The 15,485-nt window shown below is 39.4% G+C and carries 19 protein-coding genes and 8 tRNA genes; 4 read left to right on the forward strand and 23 right to left on the reverse strand.

Annotated features, from left to right (window positions below):
• Positions 1 to 192 precede the first annotated feature (192 nt).
• Together SJY16_RS10300 and SJY16_RS10305 are read right to left on the reverse strand one after the other, a co-directional pair.
• On the reverse strand, positions 193 to 2,079 hold the full coding sequence (locus tag SJY16_RS10300) for an ABC-F family ATP-binding cassette domain-containing protein (protein ID WP_377889069.1): 1,887 nt from the start codon (positions 2,077 to 2,079) through the stop codon (positions 193 to 195).
• Positions 2,080 to 2,506: 427 nt separating this feature from the next.
• Positions 2,507 to 2,917 carry a DUF2203 domain-containing protein gene (locus SJY16_RS10305; protein WP_377889070.1) on the reverse strand — a complete coding sequence of 137 codons (411 nt, stop codon included), beginning with the start codon at positions 2,915 to 2,917 and terminating at the stop codon, positions 2,507 to 2,509.
• A 172-nt stretch (positions 2,918 to 3,089) separates the two neighbouring features.
• On the opposite strand from SJY16_RS10305, the gene SJY16_RS10310 reads away from it, so the two are divergent.
• The gene (locus SJY16_RS10310; protein WP_377889071.1) at positions 3,090 to 3,413 is read left to right on the forward strand and encodes a 2Fe-2S iron-sulfur cluster-binding protein; all 324 of its coding nucleotides are present in this window, start codon (positions 3,090 to 3,092) and stop codon (positions 3,411 to 3,413) included.
• Positions 3,414 to 3,464: 51 nt separating this feature from the next.
• On the opposite strand, the gene SJY16_RS10315 is transcribed toward SJY16_RS10310, so the two are convergent.
• Together SJY16_RS10315 and SJY16_RS10320 are read right to left on the reverse strand one after the other, a co-directional pair.
• Positions 3,465 to 3,950 carry a dihydrofolate reductase gene (locus SJY16_RS10315; protein ID WP_377889072.1) on the reverse strand — a complete coding sequence of 162 codons (486 nt, stop codon included), beginning with the start codon at positions 3,948 to 3,950 and terminating at the stop codon, positions 3,465 to 3,467.
• Positions 3,947 to 4,741 carry a thymidylate synthase gene (locus SJY16_RS10320; protein ID WP_377889073.1) on the reverse strand — a complete coding sequence of 265 codons (795 nt, stop codon included), beginning with the start codon at positions 4,739 to 4,741 and terminating at the stop codon, positions 3,947 to 3,949. The genes SJY16_RS10315 and SJY16_RS10320 overlap by 4 nt, the downstream gene beginning before the upstream one ends.
• 103 nt (positions 4,742 to 4,844) lie before the next feature.
• Here SJY16_RS10320 and SJY16_RS10325 point away from each other — a divergent pair, with 103 nt between their 5' ends.
• Positions 4,845 to 5,288 carry an Hsp20/alpha crystallin family protein gene (locus SJY16_RS10325; protein WP_377889074.1) on the forward strand — a complete coding sequence of 148 codons (444 nt, stop codon included), beginning with the start codon at positions 4,845 to 4,847 and terminating at the stop codon, positions 5,286 to 5,288.
• Positions 5,289 to 5,321: 33 nt separating this feature from the next.
• Here SJY16_RS10325 and trxB read toward each other — a convergent pair whose 3' ends face one another.
• A complete protein-coding gene (gene trxB / locus SJY16_RS10330) occupies positions 5,322 to 6,263 on the reverse strand; it encodes a thioredoxin-disulfide reductase (protein ID WP_377889075.1) in 942 nt (313 codons plus the stop codon).
• A gap of 198 nt (positions 6,264 to 6,461) precedes the next feature.
• Here trxB and SJY16_RS10335 point away from each other — a divergent pair, with 198 nt between their 5' ends.
• Positions 6,462 to 6,701, forward strand: coding sequence for a YuzB family protein (locus SJY16_RS10335; protein WP_377892169.1), 240 nt, complete (start codon positions 6,462 to 6,464; stop codon positions 6,699 to 6,701).
• A gap of 205 nt (positions 6,702 to 6,906) precedes the next feature.
• On the opposite strand, the gene SJY16_RS10340 is transcribed toward SJY16_RS10335, so the two are convergent.
• From SJY16_RS10340 to SJY16_RS10425, 18 genes are all read right to left on the reverse strand, one after another.
• Positions 6,907 to 7,128, reverse strand: coding sequence for a hypothetical protein (locus SJY16_RS10340; protein ID WP_377889076.1), 222 nt, complete (start codon positions 7,126 to 7,128; stop codon positions 6,907 to 6,909).
• A 51-nt stretch (positions 7,129 to 7,179) separates the two neighbouring features.
• Entirely contained in the window at positions 7,180 to 7,827 is a 648-nt protein-coding gene (locus tag SJY16_RS10345) for a YpjP family protein (RefSeq protein WP_377889077.1), read from the reverse strand.
• Between the two features lie 127 nt (positions 7,828 to 7,954).
• Positions 7,955 to 8,299, reverse strand: a complete 345-nt coding sequence (locus tag SJY16_RS10350; RefSeq protein ID WP_377889078.1) for a transporter — start codon at positions 8,297 to 8,299, stop codon at positions 7,955 to 7,957.
• A 243-nt stretch (positions 8,300 to 8,542) separates the two neighbouring features.
• Positions 8,543 to 8,617: transfer RNA gene (locus SJY16_RS10355), tRNA-Glu, on the reverse strand.
• Positions 8,618 to 8,624: 7 nt separating this feature from the next.
• A tRNA-Gly gene (locus SJY16_RS10360) sits at positions 8,625 to 8,698 on the reverse strand.
• A gap of 3 nt (positions 8,699 to 8,701) precedes the next feature.
• A tRNA-Ser gene (locus SJY16_RS10365) sits at positions 8,702 to 8,794 on the reverse strand.
• 4 nt (positions 8,795 to 8,798) lie between these two features.
• Positions 8,799 to 8,874: transfer RNA gene (locus SJY16_RS10370), tRNA-Ala, on the reverse strand.
• 9 nt (positions 8,875 to 8,883) lie between these two features.
• Positions 8,884 to 8,960: transfer RNA gene (locus tag SJY16_RS10375), tRNA-Arg, on the reverse strand.
• A 24-nt stretch (positions 8,961 to 8,984) separates the two neighbouring features.
• A tRNA-Leu gene (locus SJY16_RS10380) sits at positions 8,985 to 9,069 on the reverse strand.
• A gap of 3 nt (positions 9,070 to 9,072) precedes the next feature.
• Positions 9,073 to 9,148: transfer RNA gene (locus SJY16_RS10385), tRNA-Thr, on the reverse strand.
• 49 nt (positions 9,149 to 9,197) lie between these two features.
• A tRNA-Val gene (locus tag SJY16_RS10390) sits at positions 9,198 to 9,273 on the reverse strand.
• Positions 9,274 to 9,448: 175 nt separating this feature from the next.
• Positions 9,449 to 9,607 carry a hypothetical protein gene (locus SJY16_RS10395; protein ID WP_377889079.1) on the reverse strand — a complete coding sequence of 53 codons (159 nt, stop codon included), beginning with the start codon at positions 9,605 to 9,607 and terminating at the stop codon, positions 9,449 to 9,451.
• A 128-nt stretch (positions 9,608 to 9,735) separates the two neighbouring features.
• Entirely contained in the window at positions 9,736 to 10,488 is a 753-nt protein-coding gene (locus SJY16_RS10400; RefSeq protein WP_377889080.1) for an NRDE family protein, read from the reverse strand.
• A 66-nt stretch (positions 10,489 to 10,554) separates the two neighbouring features.
• On the reverse strand, positions 10,555 to 11,454 hold the full coding sequence (trhO, locus tag SJY16_RS10405) for an oxygen-dependent tRNA uridine(34) hydroxylase TrhO (RefSeq protein ID WP_377889081.1): 900 nt from the start codon (positions 11,452 to 11,454) through the stop codon (positions 10,555 to 10,557).
• A gap of 77 nt (positions 11,455 to 11,531) precedes the next feature.
• Positions 11,532 to 11,924, reverse strand: coding sequence for a kinase-associated lipoprotein KapB (kapB, locus tag SJY16_RS10410; protein ID WP_377889082.1), 393 nt, complete (start codon positions 11,922 to 11,924; stop codon positions 11,532 to 11,534).
• Positions 11,925 to 12,002: 78 nt separating this feature from the next.
• Positions 12,003 to 12,611 carry a cell wall hydrolase gene (locus SJY16_RS10415; protein WP_377889083.1) on the reverse strand — a complete coding sequence of 203 codons (609 nt, stop codon included), beginning with the start codon at positions 12,609 to 12,611 and terminating at the stop codon, positions 12,003 to 12,005.
• A gap of 136 nt (positions 12,612 to 12,747) precedes the next feature.
• Positions 12,748 to 13,902, reverse strand: coding sequence for an acyl-CoA dehydrogenase family protein (locus SJY16_RS10420; protein WP_377889084.1), 1,155 nt, complete (start codon positions 13,900 to 13,902; stop codon positions 12,748 to 12,750).
• 60 nt (positions 13,903 to 13,962) lie between these two features.
• On the reverse strand, positions 13,963 to 14,199 hold the full coding sequence (locus SJY16_RS10425; RefSeq protein ID WP_377889085.1) for a glutaredoxin domain-containing protein: 237 nt from the start codon (positions 14,197 to 14,199) through the stop codon (positions 13,963 to 13,965).
• 208 nt (positions 14,200 to 14,407) lie between these two features.
• Here SJY16_RS10425 and SJY16_RS10430 point away from each other — a divergent pair, with 208 nt between their 5' ends.
• On the forward strand, positions 14,408 to 15,478 hold the full coding sequence (locus SJY16_RS10430; protein ID WP_377889086.1) for a toxic anion resistance protein: 1,071 nt from the start codon (positions 14,408 to 14,410) through the stop codon (positions 15,476 to 15,478).
• Positions 15,479 to 15,485 lie beyond the last annotated feature (7 nt).

The raw sequence follows: 15,485 nt of genomic DNA on the forward strand, positions 1-15,485 counted from the left end.
CTTTCCTTCAATTCCTAACTTTCTGAATAATTATACCACGAATTCTCACTATTTTCTAAACATGAAAAAATCCACCTGGTTTACAGGTGGATACACAGTATCGAATAAATCTTAAGGATCATCCGCTATGGTTAAGGGAGGTCAATAACCTCCCACTAACTGCAACCACCTAATTTATACATGGTTTCAGTTTTAATCTACTTTCTCAGAAAGGTCTGACCAGCGTTCGATCTTTTCTTCTAGTTCCATTGTTAAAGCCTGCTCTTCTTTATATAGCTTATCAGCTTTCTCAAAATCGCTACCGCATTTGGTGATGTCATCTTTCACTTTTTCAATTTTCAGTTCGATGTCTTCAATCGTTTGTTGAATCGTTTCCCATTCTTTTTTTTCATTATAAGATAGCTTATTTTTCTTAGGTTTCTCTTTACTAAACTCATCTTTTGGATTAGAAACTTTTTTCTCTTCTGCTTCAAGTTCTTTTTCGCGTTTTCTTACGTCTAGATAATCGGTGTAAGAACCATAATAATGGTCGATTACACCACTTCCTTCGAATACAAAAAGCTGTTCTGCAATTTTATCTAAGAAGTATCGATCGTGTGAAACCGTGATGACCGCCCCTGGAAACTCTGCCAAATAATCCTCTAATACTGCTAGCGTTTGAACATCGAGATCATTTGTAGGTTCATCTAAGAAAAGAACATTCGGTTCTTCCATTAATATTCGAAGCAAATAGAGTCTTCTTTTCTCTCCTCCTGACAATCTCGAAACATACGTCCATTGCAATTCAGGCGAAAAGAGAAAGCGCTCCAACATTTGGGAGGCAGTAATACTTCCCCCCTTTTGAAGGCGTATTTGTTCCCCACCTTCACGGATATATTCGATTACCCGTAATGATTCATCTAGCCCTTCATTTTGTTGGGTATAGAAGCCGATTTTGACGGTGGTACCTATCTCTACTGTCCCACTATCTGGTTGTATTCGACCAGCAAGCATCTTTAAAAGTGTTGTTTTCCCTGAACCGTTGGCACCTATTATTCCAATTCGATCTTGCGGAAGAACAAGATAGCTGAAATTGTCTGTAATAGGCTGTCCATTTATGGCTTTTGAGATATCCTCCGCCTCGATAACCTTCTTTCCAAGTCGACTTGAGCCGATCGCCATTTCCACGTTACCCTCTGTCTTATACTCAGGCGCATCCTTCATCGTCTCAATTCGCTGTTTTCTAGCTTTTTGTTTCGTTGTTCTTGCTTTTGCTCCACGCTTCAACCATTCTAATTCACTTTGTAGTAATCTGTTTTGTTTATGAGCTTCTTTTTGTTCTCTAGTCTCACGAAGTGCTTTTTGTTCGAGGAATGTTTCATAATTACCCCCATATTCAAACAAACGACCTTTATCCAGTTCAAATATACGGTTCGTCACCCGGTTAAGAAAATAACGATCGTGCGTTACGAGTAAAAGAGTTCCTGAATATGTAGAAAGATATTGTTCTAACCACTCAACAGTATCGTGATCGATGTGGTTGGTAGGTTCATCTAAAATCAATAGATCTGCTGGCTGAATAAAAGCTTTTGCTAATGCAACACGTTTTTGCTGACCGCCAGAAAGCGTATTAACCATAGAATCAAACTTCGTTAAACCGAGCTTCGTTAGTATTGTCTTCGCCTTTGTACTAAAGTCCCATGCATCAAGACGGTCCATTGTCTCTTGCGCAACAAGAAGGCGTTCCTGTACTTCAGTATCTTCAGCATCGGCTGTAACATTTTGAAGCGCTTCTTCGTAATTCCTTACCGCATTGAATAATGGTACATCACTATCAAACACCGTTTCGAGAATCGTTTTATCCTCATTAAAGGTCGGATCCTGAGGAAGATATTCAACTTGAAATGAATTAGCGTGAAAAAGCTCTCCACTGTCTGCTGATTCGAGCCCAGCTAAGATTTTAAGTAGCGATGATTTCCCCGTCCCGTTTACGCCAATTAAACCAATTCTTTGTCGTTCTTCCAATGAAAAAGTTATCTCATCGAAAAGAGTTTTATCTCCATAAGATTTGGTAATATTCTCAGCTTGAAGCAAGCTCATGACACTCATCCTTTTCTCTCTTTAGTCTGTGTTCTATTTTACCCTTTTTGAGTTTATAAGGGAACTAATTCACTATTATCGCTTAATGTTACTCAGATTCGTTTAATCAAGCTTTCATTTTAAATGGAATGCCCTTTATTTCCCCGTATAATATGTTTCCCCTCCCAGACGAAGAAGGCTGACGAGTAATTCTCGTCAGCCTTCTTCGTTGTTGATGATCCTTCTAGCTACGCGTTCTTTTTTTGTTTTTTATTCTTCTTATGTTTTTTGTTGTTGTTTTGATTCGCAGATAGTTCACTTGCAAATTCCGATTCATGTTTGTGAGCTTGTTTAGGATTTTTCATTCATCTTCACCTCCACTAATGATAAGGTGTTCAGAATTTAATTTTCTATACTAATTACGGTATGTGAAATTTTAGAAGGATAATCAAACTTGATCGTCTTCTTTCGTTAATTCATGCGCTTGGAGCGCCTCTCGGGAAAAAGACACAGCTTCTTGCGTTTCATGCCAGTATAACTCAACCTCTACCCCGTTAACGAAAGATGGAAAGGATACCACACCACTCTCGATATCGACTATTTTCACACCTATACTTAATATATTACGGATAAACGTCTGAGCTTCTAATTCCATGAATTCCATCCTCGATTCTTTCTTGAACAGGAGGTCCTCATCCACTTTGGTTTTATTACGAAACAGCAATGTTTTTTTATGTTGCTCTAATTGTTCATAATGTTCACTGAAAGCCTGAGTTACCCGCTTTAGGCTTCCAAGCTCTCGTTTTATTTCTGGAATTAACTCATTTGCTTCCTGTTCTGTGAAATATCTTTTCTCCATTTGAATTCTCCTCCATCTGATCATTCAATAGTATGTATTTACCCTTACCTGACATCTTTAAGCATATTTCGACGTATTTTTGCATTTATGCGTAAACCCTATAATTAAACGCTCATTTCGGCTATGATAGAAGGGTATGGGGAACATAATTTCAATAAAGGAGGAATTTCTTTTGGCAAAAGTAACAGTACCAGATTATGGAACATTCGAAGTATCAGAGGGAACAAAACTTACATTAGCTCTCGAAGATAATGACGTTCATATTCTTCATCGATGTGGCGGAAAAGCAAAGTGTACCACGTGCCGTGTAGAAGTTCTTGATGGTGAATTTGGAGAACTAACTGACATTGAAAAAGAAGCTTTTAAACGTAAAGGTGTAGAAGAAAATCTGCGCTTATCTTGTCAGGTTCGAGTTAACGGTGATTGTCAGGTTAAGCCCACAATGACTGTAGAAAGCTCTGGGCTAGATGATCCAGGTCCTAGACCAGAAAAATAATATTAAAAAAGAACTCCGGTCACATGGATTTTCCATGATCCGGAGTTCTTTTTATGCTTTTTCATATACGACAAAATCGTAGTCGTAAGGATTTTTCTCGTCTTTCCTATTCTGTACTCTGGACTTCTCTTCCCAGTCTTCACTTCTTAATTCAGGGAAGGAAGCATCACCTTGAAATTCCTCATGTATTTCTGTGATATATAGACGATTTGCGTAAGGCAGAAGCTGGCGATAAACCTCAGCTCCTCCAATCACAAACCACTCTTTTTCCTTATCTTCTTCTACTAACTCTAAAAATTGATCGATCGAATGCAGAACCGTGACGTCATCGATTGTTAAATCTCTTCTAGTAATCACATAACTCTTTCTTCCTGGAAGAGGCTTGCCAATCGATTCAAACGTCTTCCTACCCATTACAATAGATTTATCCAATGACATTTTCTTGAAATACTTAAGGTCTGCTGGCAAATGCCACGGCAAATCATTATCTTTGCCGATCATTCGATTTTCGTCCATTGCAAGAAGAAAGGAAATCATACGGATACCTCCCCTTTGATGTGAGGATGCGGATCGTATTCAGTTAGCTCAAAATCTTCAAAAGTAAAGTCGAATAAAGAGTTCACATCAGGATTAATCTTCATCTTAGGTAACTTTCTTGGTTCTCGAGTTAACTGTAACTCAACCTGCTCAATATGGTTATTGTAAATGTGAGCGTCACCAAGTGTATGAATAAACTCTCCTGGTTCAAGATCACAAACCTGGGCCATCATCATCGTTAGTAACGCATAAGACGCGATATTAAAAGGTACGCCAAGGAAAACATCAGCAGACCGTTGATACAATTGGCAAGATAGCTTTCCATCAGCGACATAAAATTGGAACAAACAGTGACATGGAGGAAGTGCCATATCATCTACTTGTGATGGATTCCAAGCGGTTACGATCATTCTTCTCGAATTTGGATTCGTTTTAATTTGCTCGATTACTTTTTGAATTTGATCTACGGTTTCTCCATCAGCTCCTGTCCAAGATCGCCATTGATGACCGTAAACAGGGCCTAATTCACCGTTCTCATCAGCCCATTCGTTCCAAATGCGGACCCCATTGTCCTGTAGATACTTAACATTTGTCTCTCCTTTAATAAACCAAAGTAGCTCATGGATGATTGAACGTAAATGAAGTTTCTTGGTAGTCAAAGCAGGAAAACCTTCTTGTAAATCAAACCTCATTTGGTGTCCGAAAACACTTATTGTTCCTGTTCCTGTTCGATCGGATTTTTTTGTTCCGTTATGTAATATTTCTTCGCAAAGCTGTAAATATGTTTTCATGCTTTCCCTCCTATACAAGCGCTATAAATTATTGTACCACTGGAACGTTCTCATTCACACATCATATGTTATATGAGAAATTAAGGAAAGGATGATTTGTGAAATGGGAAAAGGAGACAAACTTCCAAAAATTCTTCAAGATCCAAACCTTCAAAATTGGTTAAATACATTTGATGACTTCTTCAAGGATCCGTTTTCTAACCTACTTCCTCAGCAGGCTTTTCGAGTAGATCTTTATGAAACGAATACGGCTTTTATCGTCGAAGCTGAACTTCCCGGCATCTCTAAAGACCAAATAAAAGTTGAGCCATTAGGTGATGGCCTACGTATCTCAATTGAATCGGATCGTTTCCAAGAAGAACGTAACGATAAGCAGAAGTACTATAAACAGGAAAGAGCATATTCGAGTACTAGCAGAATAATTAAACTGCCATATACCTTTTCAATGGAGAATATGAAAGGTAAATATAAAAATGGTATCCTCGAAATAAAGATACCTAAGAAAGATCGTATAAAAGATACCATAAATTATTTAGACATCCAATAGAAAAACGGAGGGTTCACTCCCTCCGTTTCTTTACTACATACTCCAATCAATAAACGCATTTCCTTCAAGGAATCTTTCACAGTCCATAGCAGCCATACAACCTGTGCCTGCTGCTGTGATGGCCTGCCTATAAGTAAAGTCCTGCACATCTCCACATGCGAAAACTCCCGGTAGATTCGTCCGCGTTGTCCCTGGTTCAACTTTGATATAGCCTTTGTCATCCATATCAATCTTACCTTGTAGAAAGTCAGTATTGGGCTTATGGCCAATCGCTACAAAGATACCATCTGTGTCGATTGTCTCTTCTTTCCCGGAATCACTGTCCTTTACTTTAATACCACTAACTTTACGTCCGTCAGAAACGACTTCAACAGGCGAAGAGTTTAATTTCCATGTAATTTTCTCATTATTTCTTGCTCTCTCCTGCATAATCTTTGAAGCCCTAAGTTCATCCCTTCTATGAAGAACTGTAACTTCTGAAGCAAATTTGGTAAGGAAAGTTGCCTCCTCCATCGCGGAATCGCCGCCACCTATTACAACAATCTTCTTATTTCTGAAAAAGAATCCATCACATGTTGCACAAGTACTAACACCTCTACCCATGTTCTCAGATTCTCCTGGAATCCCTAATAGCTTCGCAGACGCACCAGTTGAAATCAACACAGATTCCGCTTCGACATCACCAAGTGTATCCGTCTTTAATGTATAAGGCTTTTTCGAGAAATCGATATCCTTAACCCAGCCTCTTTCAATTCTTGCTCCGAACCGTAGAGCCTGCTTCTTCATATTCTCCATCAACTCTGGGCCTAGTATTCCATCAGCAAACCCAGGGAAATTCTCAACATCCGTTGTTAATGTTAATTGGCCACCTGGTTCTGGTCCCTCAATTACGAGTGGCTCCATATTCGCTCTTGCTAAATAAATTGCAGCTGTTAAACCTGCTGGTCCAGTTCCTACGATAACTGCTTTATACATAATGACCCTCCTCTTAAAACTTCATTATGTTATTTTTCCTTTTTTATGAGAATTAAACCATATTCTTTACTCATTAGTATATCTTATTTATTAAAAAGTGATTATTATATTGCTCACATGCAAAAGGTTGTTCATTTCCATTCCTTATTGATAAAATGGATACCGTGTAGATATTGCAATTTGTATTGAGGTGATAAGATCATGAATCCAATCGTTGAATTTTGCATGAGCAATCTATCGAGTGGTTCACATAAAGCAATGGAGATTCTCGAAAAAGACGACGATCTCGATGTTTTAGAATATTCTTGTTTAGGACACTGCACGTTATGTAGCCAGGAAATGTATTGTCTCGTGAATGGTGAGCGTGTAACCGCCACATCATCGGATGAGCTTGTTCAAAATGTTTATCAGTTTATTGAAGAGAACCCAATGTTTTAATTTAAGAATGATCAGGGCATAGTAATGAGTGACACTCTTAAAGGAGGTTTACTCGATGAAGAATCGTAATGGCTATGACCCTAAAACAGGTGAACAGGGCATGAAGAACGGTGAAGATGCTCTTCAAATGAATAAAAAAAGAGGCCCGCAGAATGCGCGCCCTAAAAAGAAATAATGTTACGCTGCTCGAATGAGCAGCGTTTTCTTATGCGATTCGGAATCGATATAGAAACCAAAAATCCTCTATTGGTGTTTCACCACTTGCGATAATGTGATGTTCCCCTTCATCATCAACAGTTACCCAATTATCTTGATCGTCTTGATAAGCTGGGTAAAAGTTTCCCTTCCTAAAGAGCTTCCTTCCGTTTTCAGTGCCAGTTAATGGATCTTCTTCAAAAACATCTCTAATACATTGAACGAGTTCCATCTTTTATCTATTCTCCTTCCAATTAAACAGAAACACCCCGCAAGCCTCTCATTAAGAGAGCCATCTAGGCGGAGTGTTTTTATCCCAATAAATTTTACCCACTTCATGATGCTCACTAAAATTATCGTTATCGTCATGATAATGGAAGTTAAACCAGTAGCCTTCTTGAGGCGGATGGTCTCGACGAACATGGAACCTCATCAAATCATTTCCTGTTTGTTCATTGTATACATGTACGATACGTTCACCATAACCGCCCGCCGGATTATCCGTCAAGCGAAGTGAACGAACGGCATCCACATCTAATTTTTCTATTTTAGAAGTAATGACCTCATTTACTTTCGGAACAATTACATTTATGTATTCTGAGCCTACACGATTCGCAATCGTATCGCCAAACTTTTGTATTCCTAACTCTTCCGTTCTGAGTGTTGCGTAGGAAACAAATCCCTCTACTACTTCAGAGGAAGGAGAAAATGAAGCAATGTCTGGCCATTCTATAGGACTAGACTCTATTCCTTCAAATAAATCGGGAGGATCAGCCTCGACAACATGTGACGAAACTTCTTTCTGATAATTTGCTTCAGCTGTTTGTTCGGGTTTTATATCCTGTAAATATTCCGTTGGAATGACGGTTCCTAGTGTGATTACTGCTATGAATGCTACAAATAGCTTTCTTGTCCATAATGGAAAGCTCAATGTCTACACCTGACTTTCTCATGAAAAGGTTTCTTATATTGTCCCATGAAGAAGAATAAAATGCCAGTTGTTTTTCGAATATTCTGTGACATAATTTGAGCGCTTTAATTAAAAAGCGCTCAACGTTTTAACAAGTAAACATTTCAATTCTGTTCAGATCAATTCCTGTATAAACCCATCTCCGTCCCGTCCAGCGAAAGCCAGATACCGACTTTCGTCCAACATAAACAGGCCAAAACCAGAATCTATTTCCACCTTTCATCCAAATATATGTGTAGCGGAATAAACAGCCTTTAATCGCAAATGGATCAACAGCTTGAGCCCCTACTTGCTGTGACTGTGGCATTTGTGGCGCGGTCGATGGCGGACTTGAAGGTGGCTGCATCACCCGCTCCTGTTGTTGCCTAGGATTATGATAGGTATGAATGTGATATTCAATGTGTTCATGCTCTTCACTATACATATGTTCCATCCCTTCTCACTTGATATAGACACTGTATGCCCTATCCGCGTGAGAGGTTCATTTTGAACAACAAAAAAAGCACCTCATTGAGTGTGCTGCCGATAATCAATTATTTATTTTCAAATGAAGCTTCAATGAAAATAGTGACACGTACGGGATTCCGACGCGTTAGCTAGTCCTGCTGAACTATCATCTTGGAGTGACTTCTGCAGGGGAACCCTTGGGTGAGAAGCCTGTAAACTTCTTTGAAAATGGTGACCCGTACGGGATTCGAACCCGTGTTACCGCCGTGAAAGGGCGGTGTCTTAACCGCTTGACCAACGGGCCACAATATTGGAGCGGGTGATGGGGATCGAACCCACGACATCAGCTTGGAAGGCTGAGGTTTTACCACTAAACTACACCCGCAAATGGCGGAGGAAGAGGGATTCGAACCCCCGCGGGCCGTTAAGCCCCTGTCGGTTTTCAAGACCGATCCCTTCAGCCAGACTTGGGTATTCCTCCAATATGGTGGAGCCTAGCGGGATCGAACCGCTGACCTCCTGCGTGCAAGGCAGGCGCTCTCCCAGCTGAGCTAAGGCCCCAAATATGTATGGTGCGCCCGAGAGGAGTCGAACCCCTAACCTTCTGATCCGTAGTCAGACGCTCTATCCAATTGAGCTACGGGCGCATAAATAAAATGTTACTATTCAAATGGTGCGGGTGAAGGGACTCGAACCCCCACGTCGTAAGACACTAGATCCTAAGTCTAGCGCGTCTGCCAATTCCGCCACACCCGCGTGTGGTGCCGGCCAGAGGACTTGAACCCCCAACCTACTGATTACAAGTCAGTTGCTCTACCAATTGAGCTAGACCGGCAAAAACTATGTAATTAAATTCTAATTTGTGCCCTCTCGGGAAAAATAAATGGTGGAGGATGACGGGCTCGAACCGCCGACCCTCTGCTTGTAAGGCAGATGCTCTCCCAGCTGAGCTAATCCTCCAAATAAACAGCGACCTCTATATTGTATAACTACATGGTTACTCTCGTCAACACTTAATTTTATTAAATGTTTGTCGAAAGAAGTTGTTTTATGAGGACAAGATTTATCTTATCAATTATTTTGATGTTATGCAATAGTTTTTTTGAAATAAAAAAGCAGAGGGATTCCCCCCTGCTTAGACTGACGTTTGGACGAGAGTTTTATTTTTCTTTGGAGGCGCACTGCGTTCAGGGTATTTCTTTGCAATCACTTCTACATCTAATTTTCGATACTCACGAATATTAGAGGCTTCCCTTAATAGCTGTTCTTCAACATAGTGACGCTTTCGTTTCAATAAAACCCCTCCTCATACTTAGTAACTCTTAAATACCCCTGTAAGACCTATTTGAAACCAGGTCTTTGTTACCATAATCGAATGGTAATTGTTAAGGTAAGATATAATGTATTCTAGCAAAGCACGTATTATGAAGGATCAATGAAAAATTGAAACTTGTTTATATTTTTACCAGCTTTTTCAACGAACGTTACTTCTCCTGTATTAGAAACCATAATGATTGTCTGGGCACGAGTTCCATAAGTGTTTGATTGAATATATATGGATGACAACATTCTTTCCCATTCTAGTGAAATTCCAGTATCGGGGAGATCTCGATCGAGTGCTACTACTTCATGATCAAGTAATTTCAAAAGCTCCTCAGGAACAGGGTCCTCATTTTGAGAAAGATAAGTTGATAAATTTTCTTTTAGAAGATTAACTTTGGGCCAGCTAGTATTCAAAAGATGATTACTTACTGCGTGGATGCCCTCTTGTATTTTTCTGACTTCATTTTCTCGATTTGAATAATAATATAGTTCATCAAAACGACCTGCAATTAAATTAAAGCCATTATAGTTCGCTTTCAAACTTTGAAGGTTGACCAAATAGTCGTAAGCTTCCACGTTTTGAGTGAGGAAACGAACAGGTAGTTCACCTCTTGATTGTTCTTTATCTGGTTCTGAAGGTTCACGAAAATTTGTTAAGGCTGCAATTTTCCCTTCAACTGATACTCCGAGCCATGTACCGTACGCCTTTAAATCCCTTCCCGCCAAAAGGTTAGGCTGATCTTTCCAAAAATGAGCTCCTTCTGTTGGTCTCTCATAAAATTCATCCCGATTTGCAATCAAGATAAATGGATACTCAGGGTTTTGATCGATCGCAATCGCTATTAGACACATACTTCCCCCCCTTTCCTCTACTATGTAAAAGAAGCACAGTGGCCGACACTGTGCTTCTTCAAAACGTTATTGGTGTGACATTGAAATTTCTTTACAAGATGATGAGCAGTAGCGCTGATGAGAATCTAGACAGTCATCACAAACGATGTGAAGTTTATCACACTGAACGTTTGTACAGTTGATGTACATATCTGCCTCAGTCCCACAGTGATAGCATTTGCCAACAACCGTGGCCTCATCCGTTTGATTCACATCAACAGCCAGGCGGTCATCAAATACAAAGCATTTCCCATCAAAATACTTCCCTTGTACGTCTGGATCTTTTCCATATGTCACGATGCCACCATGTAGCTGTGAAACGTCGTTAAAACCTTTCTTCTTTAAATAGCCTGAAAACTTCTCGCAACGAATTCCACCAGTACAATAAGTAAGTACTTTCTTATCCTTTTGATCGGATAAATTTTCTTCAATCCACTCAGGTAATTCACGAAATGCTTTAATATTTGGTCGGATTGCATTCCTAAAGTGACCGATATCGTATTCATAATCATTACGCGCATCGATCACAATCACATCACCACTTTCAAGGGCATTCATAAATTCTTTCGGTTCTAAATAATTTCCCGTTGTCTCATTTGGATCAATATCGTCATCAAGACGTAGTGATACAATTTCGTTTCGGGCACGTACATGCATCTTTTTAAATGTGTGCGACTCTGCGTCGTCAATTTTAAATTCGATATCAGCAAATCGCGGATCATTCGTTAACTCTTTCATATATTGTTCTGTGCATTCTTTAGGCCCAGAGACAGTACCATTTATCCCTTCTTTTCCTATAAGCACTCTACCTTTTAAATCTATAGATTCACAAAATTTGAGATGCTTTCTAGCGAAGTATTCGGGATCTTCAATTTCTACATACTTATAGAATAACAGCACTTGATATGCTGAAGCTTCTGATTGCAAGTCAAAAACCACCTTTTGCGAGTTCTAAAATCAGTATTAAATCTTACCTGATTTCTGTTGTAATGTAAAGGTGAGGATTAAGAAGTAAAATATTCGTCTTTAAGCTTTTCAAGTTCGATCAAGGATGCTTCTGCCCAGCGCCCACCTTCGTGCTTCAACTCATTGGCTTGAGTCTCCACCGCTTCTTTTAATGATTGGTGATAATCTGGAACTTCCTCATCATAATGGTTGGTTGCTGATACTGGAACAAGCGCTTTTTCAAACTGTGAAAGTGCTTTGCGCTGATGAAATAACGGTACATCAAGCTGTTTAGGATTATGCAAATCTCCTTGAGTCGGATGTTTAATAACGGCAAGTATCTTTATAACTACTTTAGGAGTTTTCACGTCCACAATTTCACCTATATATCTCCCTGTTTTGTAACCAGCTGTGACGAGATCTCCTGTTTCAAAAGACTTTTTATCTGACATGATTCCTTCACTCCTTCACCAAAACTATTGCTTTCTCACCCTGATGATATCACAAAATCCTCCAGAGTCTGGAGGATTTCATCTTGTGAAGACATGTTTTCCAATTGTCTTAATAATATGCCTGCTTCGAATCCAAGTGTCAGTTGCTGTTTTAGGATTATAATAAAACAAAGCTCCAGAGCTTGGATCCTCACCTTGCAACGCTTCATATGCAGCTCGATATGCTTTCTTACCAGGCTTTTTACTGTACTGCCCATCAGAAACGGCTGTATATGCTCCGCTCTGAAAAATCACTTCTTTTATCGAGTTCGGAAATTTTGATGAGCGAACTCTGTTTAACGTCACAGCCGCAACTGCTACTTTTCCTTCGAAGGTTTCCCCTCTTGCTTCACCATTTATTAAGCGAGCAAGCATTTCAATCTCCTGTACAGAATATTTCTTAACAGATAATTGCTCGCCCTTTACTTGTTTAACGTCTTTCATATTGTTTATAGGTAGGTTCATACGTAATGCAACCTGATGCTTTGTATCTGGATCCGGTTTTGTTTGTGAAGGTGTTTTCACATTCCTAGTAGGTAATTTGGATTCCGCCTTAACCAACGTAACCGCCTCAACCTGATGAGATTGGTAGGAAAATAAATTTAAGAAAAGACTCATGATCATGAATAATGATAATTGTTTCCTCACTTAACCCCACCCTTTCTATCTAGCTTTAATGCCACAGTTAGAAAGGTTAGAGCATTTTCATTCTCCTTTCAATAGGAAATCGAAGGCCGTATTTCCAGAAAACCGAACTTCATGAAACTTATTCCATCAAAATCCCCTAATATAATTCACTCTTCGCTAATACTTGAAGAGTTAATTCATCACCCGGTGGGTTATGGAGCCCCGCTCTAACATCCCTATAAAGACGCTCAATCCTGTTTTTCTTCATTATGCTTCGACCACCAATAATTCGCATAGAAAGATCAACAATATCTAATGCTGCATTTACAGCTTGATGCTTCGCAGCAAATAATTGAGATTGCATAGCCATTCTTTGCTCTGGATACTTATCCCACTGATCTGCAACAGAATAAAGGAAATGACGTGCGCTTAGGAGTTTTAACGAAATTTGACCTAATTTATCCTGAATGTGCGGAACTTCTTTTAAAGATGTATCCAAACTATTCGGTTGATACGTATTTACAAAATCGATTGCTTCTTGTTTAGCAGCTTCAGCGATGCCGAGGTAGACGGCAGGTATATGTAACAACCAACCTGGAGGTAACGATTTTGTTTTGCGCTCTTTGTCATACACTTCCAACAACCTTTCTGAAGGGACAAAAACATCATTTAGCACAAGATCGTCACTCCTTGTCCCTCGCATCCCGAGAGCATCCCATGTTTCTTCAACTGATACCCCTTCGTCATTCATCGATAGAAGGAAATCTGCCGGTTCATCAGTGTCTCTTACTGTAGCTTTAACAATGACTTGATCAAGATGAGGACTAAGAGTAGTAAATGTCTTCCTTCCGGTTATTCGATAACCAGTTGCTTCTTTTTCTGCAATCGTTACTGGGAGTCCACCTCTTGTCGGATCTCCAGTCTCTTCTTCTGTTTGTGCACGATTAATGATTGACCCTCCGACAACATCTCTCGCTAACCTGCCGAATGTGAATTCATTCCAGGGACGCCGGTCATTCAAGTCTTTAAGAATTCCTAAGTGCCATCCAATCGAAAGCGCTGTTGCCCCTTCTCCTTTGCCAAGTTCCTCTTGAATCAATACAAGTTCATATAATGAAAGACCTTCACCGCCATATTTGGTAGGGACGGGTAAGGCTGAGTAACCCGTTGATCTGAAACGATCTACGATTGATTCTGGAATCGCTGCTTTCTCATCGATTATGTTCGCAAATTCGCGCAATTCTAAACTGATTCCATGCGCTAAATTATACAACTCTTCTTCACGTTTGTTACGAATAAATTTTTCTATCACAAAAGTCACCTTCCTCCAGTTGACTACTTATCCTGGTTCAATTACGATTAATACAAATTACTATGAAATATTTAACAAATCATCGATGAGCTCTTGTTTGAAACCAATGATTACTTCTCCATTGATCACAATCGTAGGAGTAGATAACGAATCGTAAGTATTGATAAGTTCGTTTCGCGCATCGGCATCTTCTTTAATATTTAACAGCTCATATTCGATTCCATGCATATCAAAATATTGCTTCACAAACTCACATGGCGGACAAGCCGGCTGAGTGTATACTTTCACGTTCTTCAAATTCTTCACTTCCCCATCAAGAATTATTTCCGTTTAAAACATATCACCAGCGTTTCTTACTTGCAACACATCTGTTCTTTAAAAAGTTTGTTTCAGCTCGATGAAGGGAATTAAGATTGCTGACTAGTTCTTGAAACTTTTTGTTCTATCCATCGTATAAGGTATTACGAGAAGCATAACAATTCATTCTTTTGAAGGAGTGACATATATGAACAATCAATCTGAACAAAACGATAAACAACGAGAAAAAGCCGAGGAAATTATCCAAAGCTTTTATAATGAAGATGACTCTGATAAAATCATGCAATCTTTGTCTGGACTCGGCGAAGACGCCCAGAGAAATGCAGGACAATCGTTGGAAGCACTTAAGCGCCCAGTTAAAGGGATGATCGATCAACCTGATAATGACCTTCCCGAGAATCTTCATAAATTAAGAGAGCATGTATCAGAACTTGAACCAACCTACTTAAAGAAAAAAAAGGTCAACAAACTCTTAAACAAAGTACTTGGTAGAAATGAAATCGAACAATATGCCAAAAAGTATAAAACGGTTGAATCACAAGTTGAAGTGATTGTTGAATCACTTCTAACTGGTAGAGATAAGCTACAGGAAGATAACTTAATGTTAAGAGAACTGAAGGGTGTTGCTAGAGAACGTATTGTTGGACTAGAAGACCAGATGGAACTGGGCCAGACGTTAATGACGATGCTTGATGAAGAAGCTGCAAAAGATGAATGGAAAGAAAATCCTTTACCAATACAAAAAGCGCAACAAAAAGTAGTGAGCCGAGTCAAAAATATGTCTCAAGCTGTAATGGTATTAAGGCAATCGATGGCTTCAGTTGATTTAATCATTGAAAATAATGAGAAACTTGAAGAAGCCATCTTCAATGCAGTCACAATGACTAAAAATATCATCACGGTCACCGCTTCTATCCAACTTGCACTTGGCAATCAGCAAAAGGTCATTTCAGCTGTTCAAAATGTAAATGAAGCAACTGAATCGATGTTACTTCGAAATGCCGAGATGCTTAAACAAAACACAGAAGAAACGATAAAAACCCTTGAAAAACCGGCCATTGCTATCGAATCATTCCGTAAGGCTTACAACGATGTATTCGAAGCAATCGATATTACAGAAAAATCAAATGCTCGCATTATCGACAGTGGTAAACTATTCATTACAGAGATGGAGCAGCTAAACAACGAAATGAAGCTTAAGCTTGACGGATCAACAGTAAAGCAAAAGGAGCTTTCTGAAGCAGCTGACCGTCTATAAGAGGGGA

Source organism: Alkalihalobacillus sp. R86527 (assembly GCF_042466185.1).
Lineage (GTDB): Bacteria > Bacillota > Bacilli > Bacillales > Guptibacillaceae > Guptibacillus.

Coding starts and splice junctions, on each gene's coding strand:
- SJY16_RS10400 (WP_377889080.1), bottom strand. CDS start 10,488: ATGTGTCTAATAGCGATTGCGATCGATCAAAACCCTGAGTATCCATTT.
- SJY16_RS10320 (WP_377889073.1), bottom strand. CDS start 4,741: ATGAAAACATATTTACAGCTTTGCGAAGAAATATTACATAACGGAACA.
- SJY16_RS10315 (WP_377889072.1), bottom strand. CDS start 3,950: ATGATTTCCTTTCTTCTTGCAATGGACGAAAATCGAATGATCGGCAAA.
- SJY16_RS10340 (WP_377889076.1), bottom strand. CDS start 7,128: ATGGAACTCGTTCAATGTATTAGAGATGTTTTTGAAGAAGATCCATTA.
- trxB (WP_377889075.1), bottom strand. CDS start 6,263: ATGTATAAAGCAGTTATCGTAGGAACTGGACCAGCAGGTTTAACAGCT.
- SJY16_RS10305 (WP_377889070.1), bottom strand. CDS start 2,917: ATGGAGAAAAGATATTTCACAGAACAGGAAGCAAATGAGTTAATTCCA.
- SJY16_RS10300 (WP_377889069.1), bottom strand. CDS start 2,079: ATGAGCTTGCTTCAAGCTGAGAATATTACCAAATCTTATGGAGATAAA.
- SJY16_RS10350 (WP_377889078.1), bottom strand. CDS start 8,299: ATGGAACATATGTATAGTGAAGAGCATGAACACATTGAATATCACATT.
- SJY16_RS10325 (WP_377889074.1), top strand. CDS start 4,845: ATGGGAAAAGGAGACAAACTTCCAAAAATTCTTCAAGATCCAAACCTT.
- kapB (WP_377889082.1), bottom strand. CDS start 11,924: ATGTCAGATAAAAAGTCTTTTGAAACAGGAGATCTCGTCACAGCTGGT.
- SJY16_RS10430 (WP_377889086.1), top strand. CDS start 14,408: ATGAACAATCAATCTGAACAAAACGATAAACAACGAGAAAAAGCCGAG.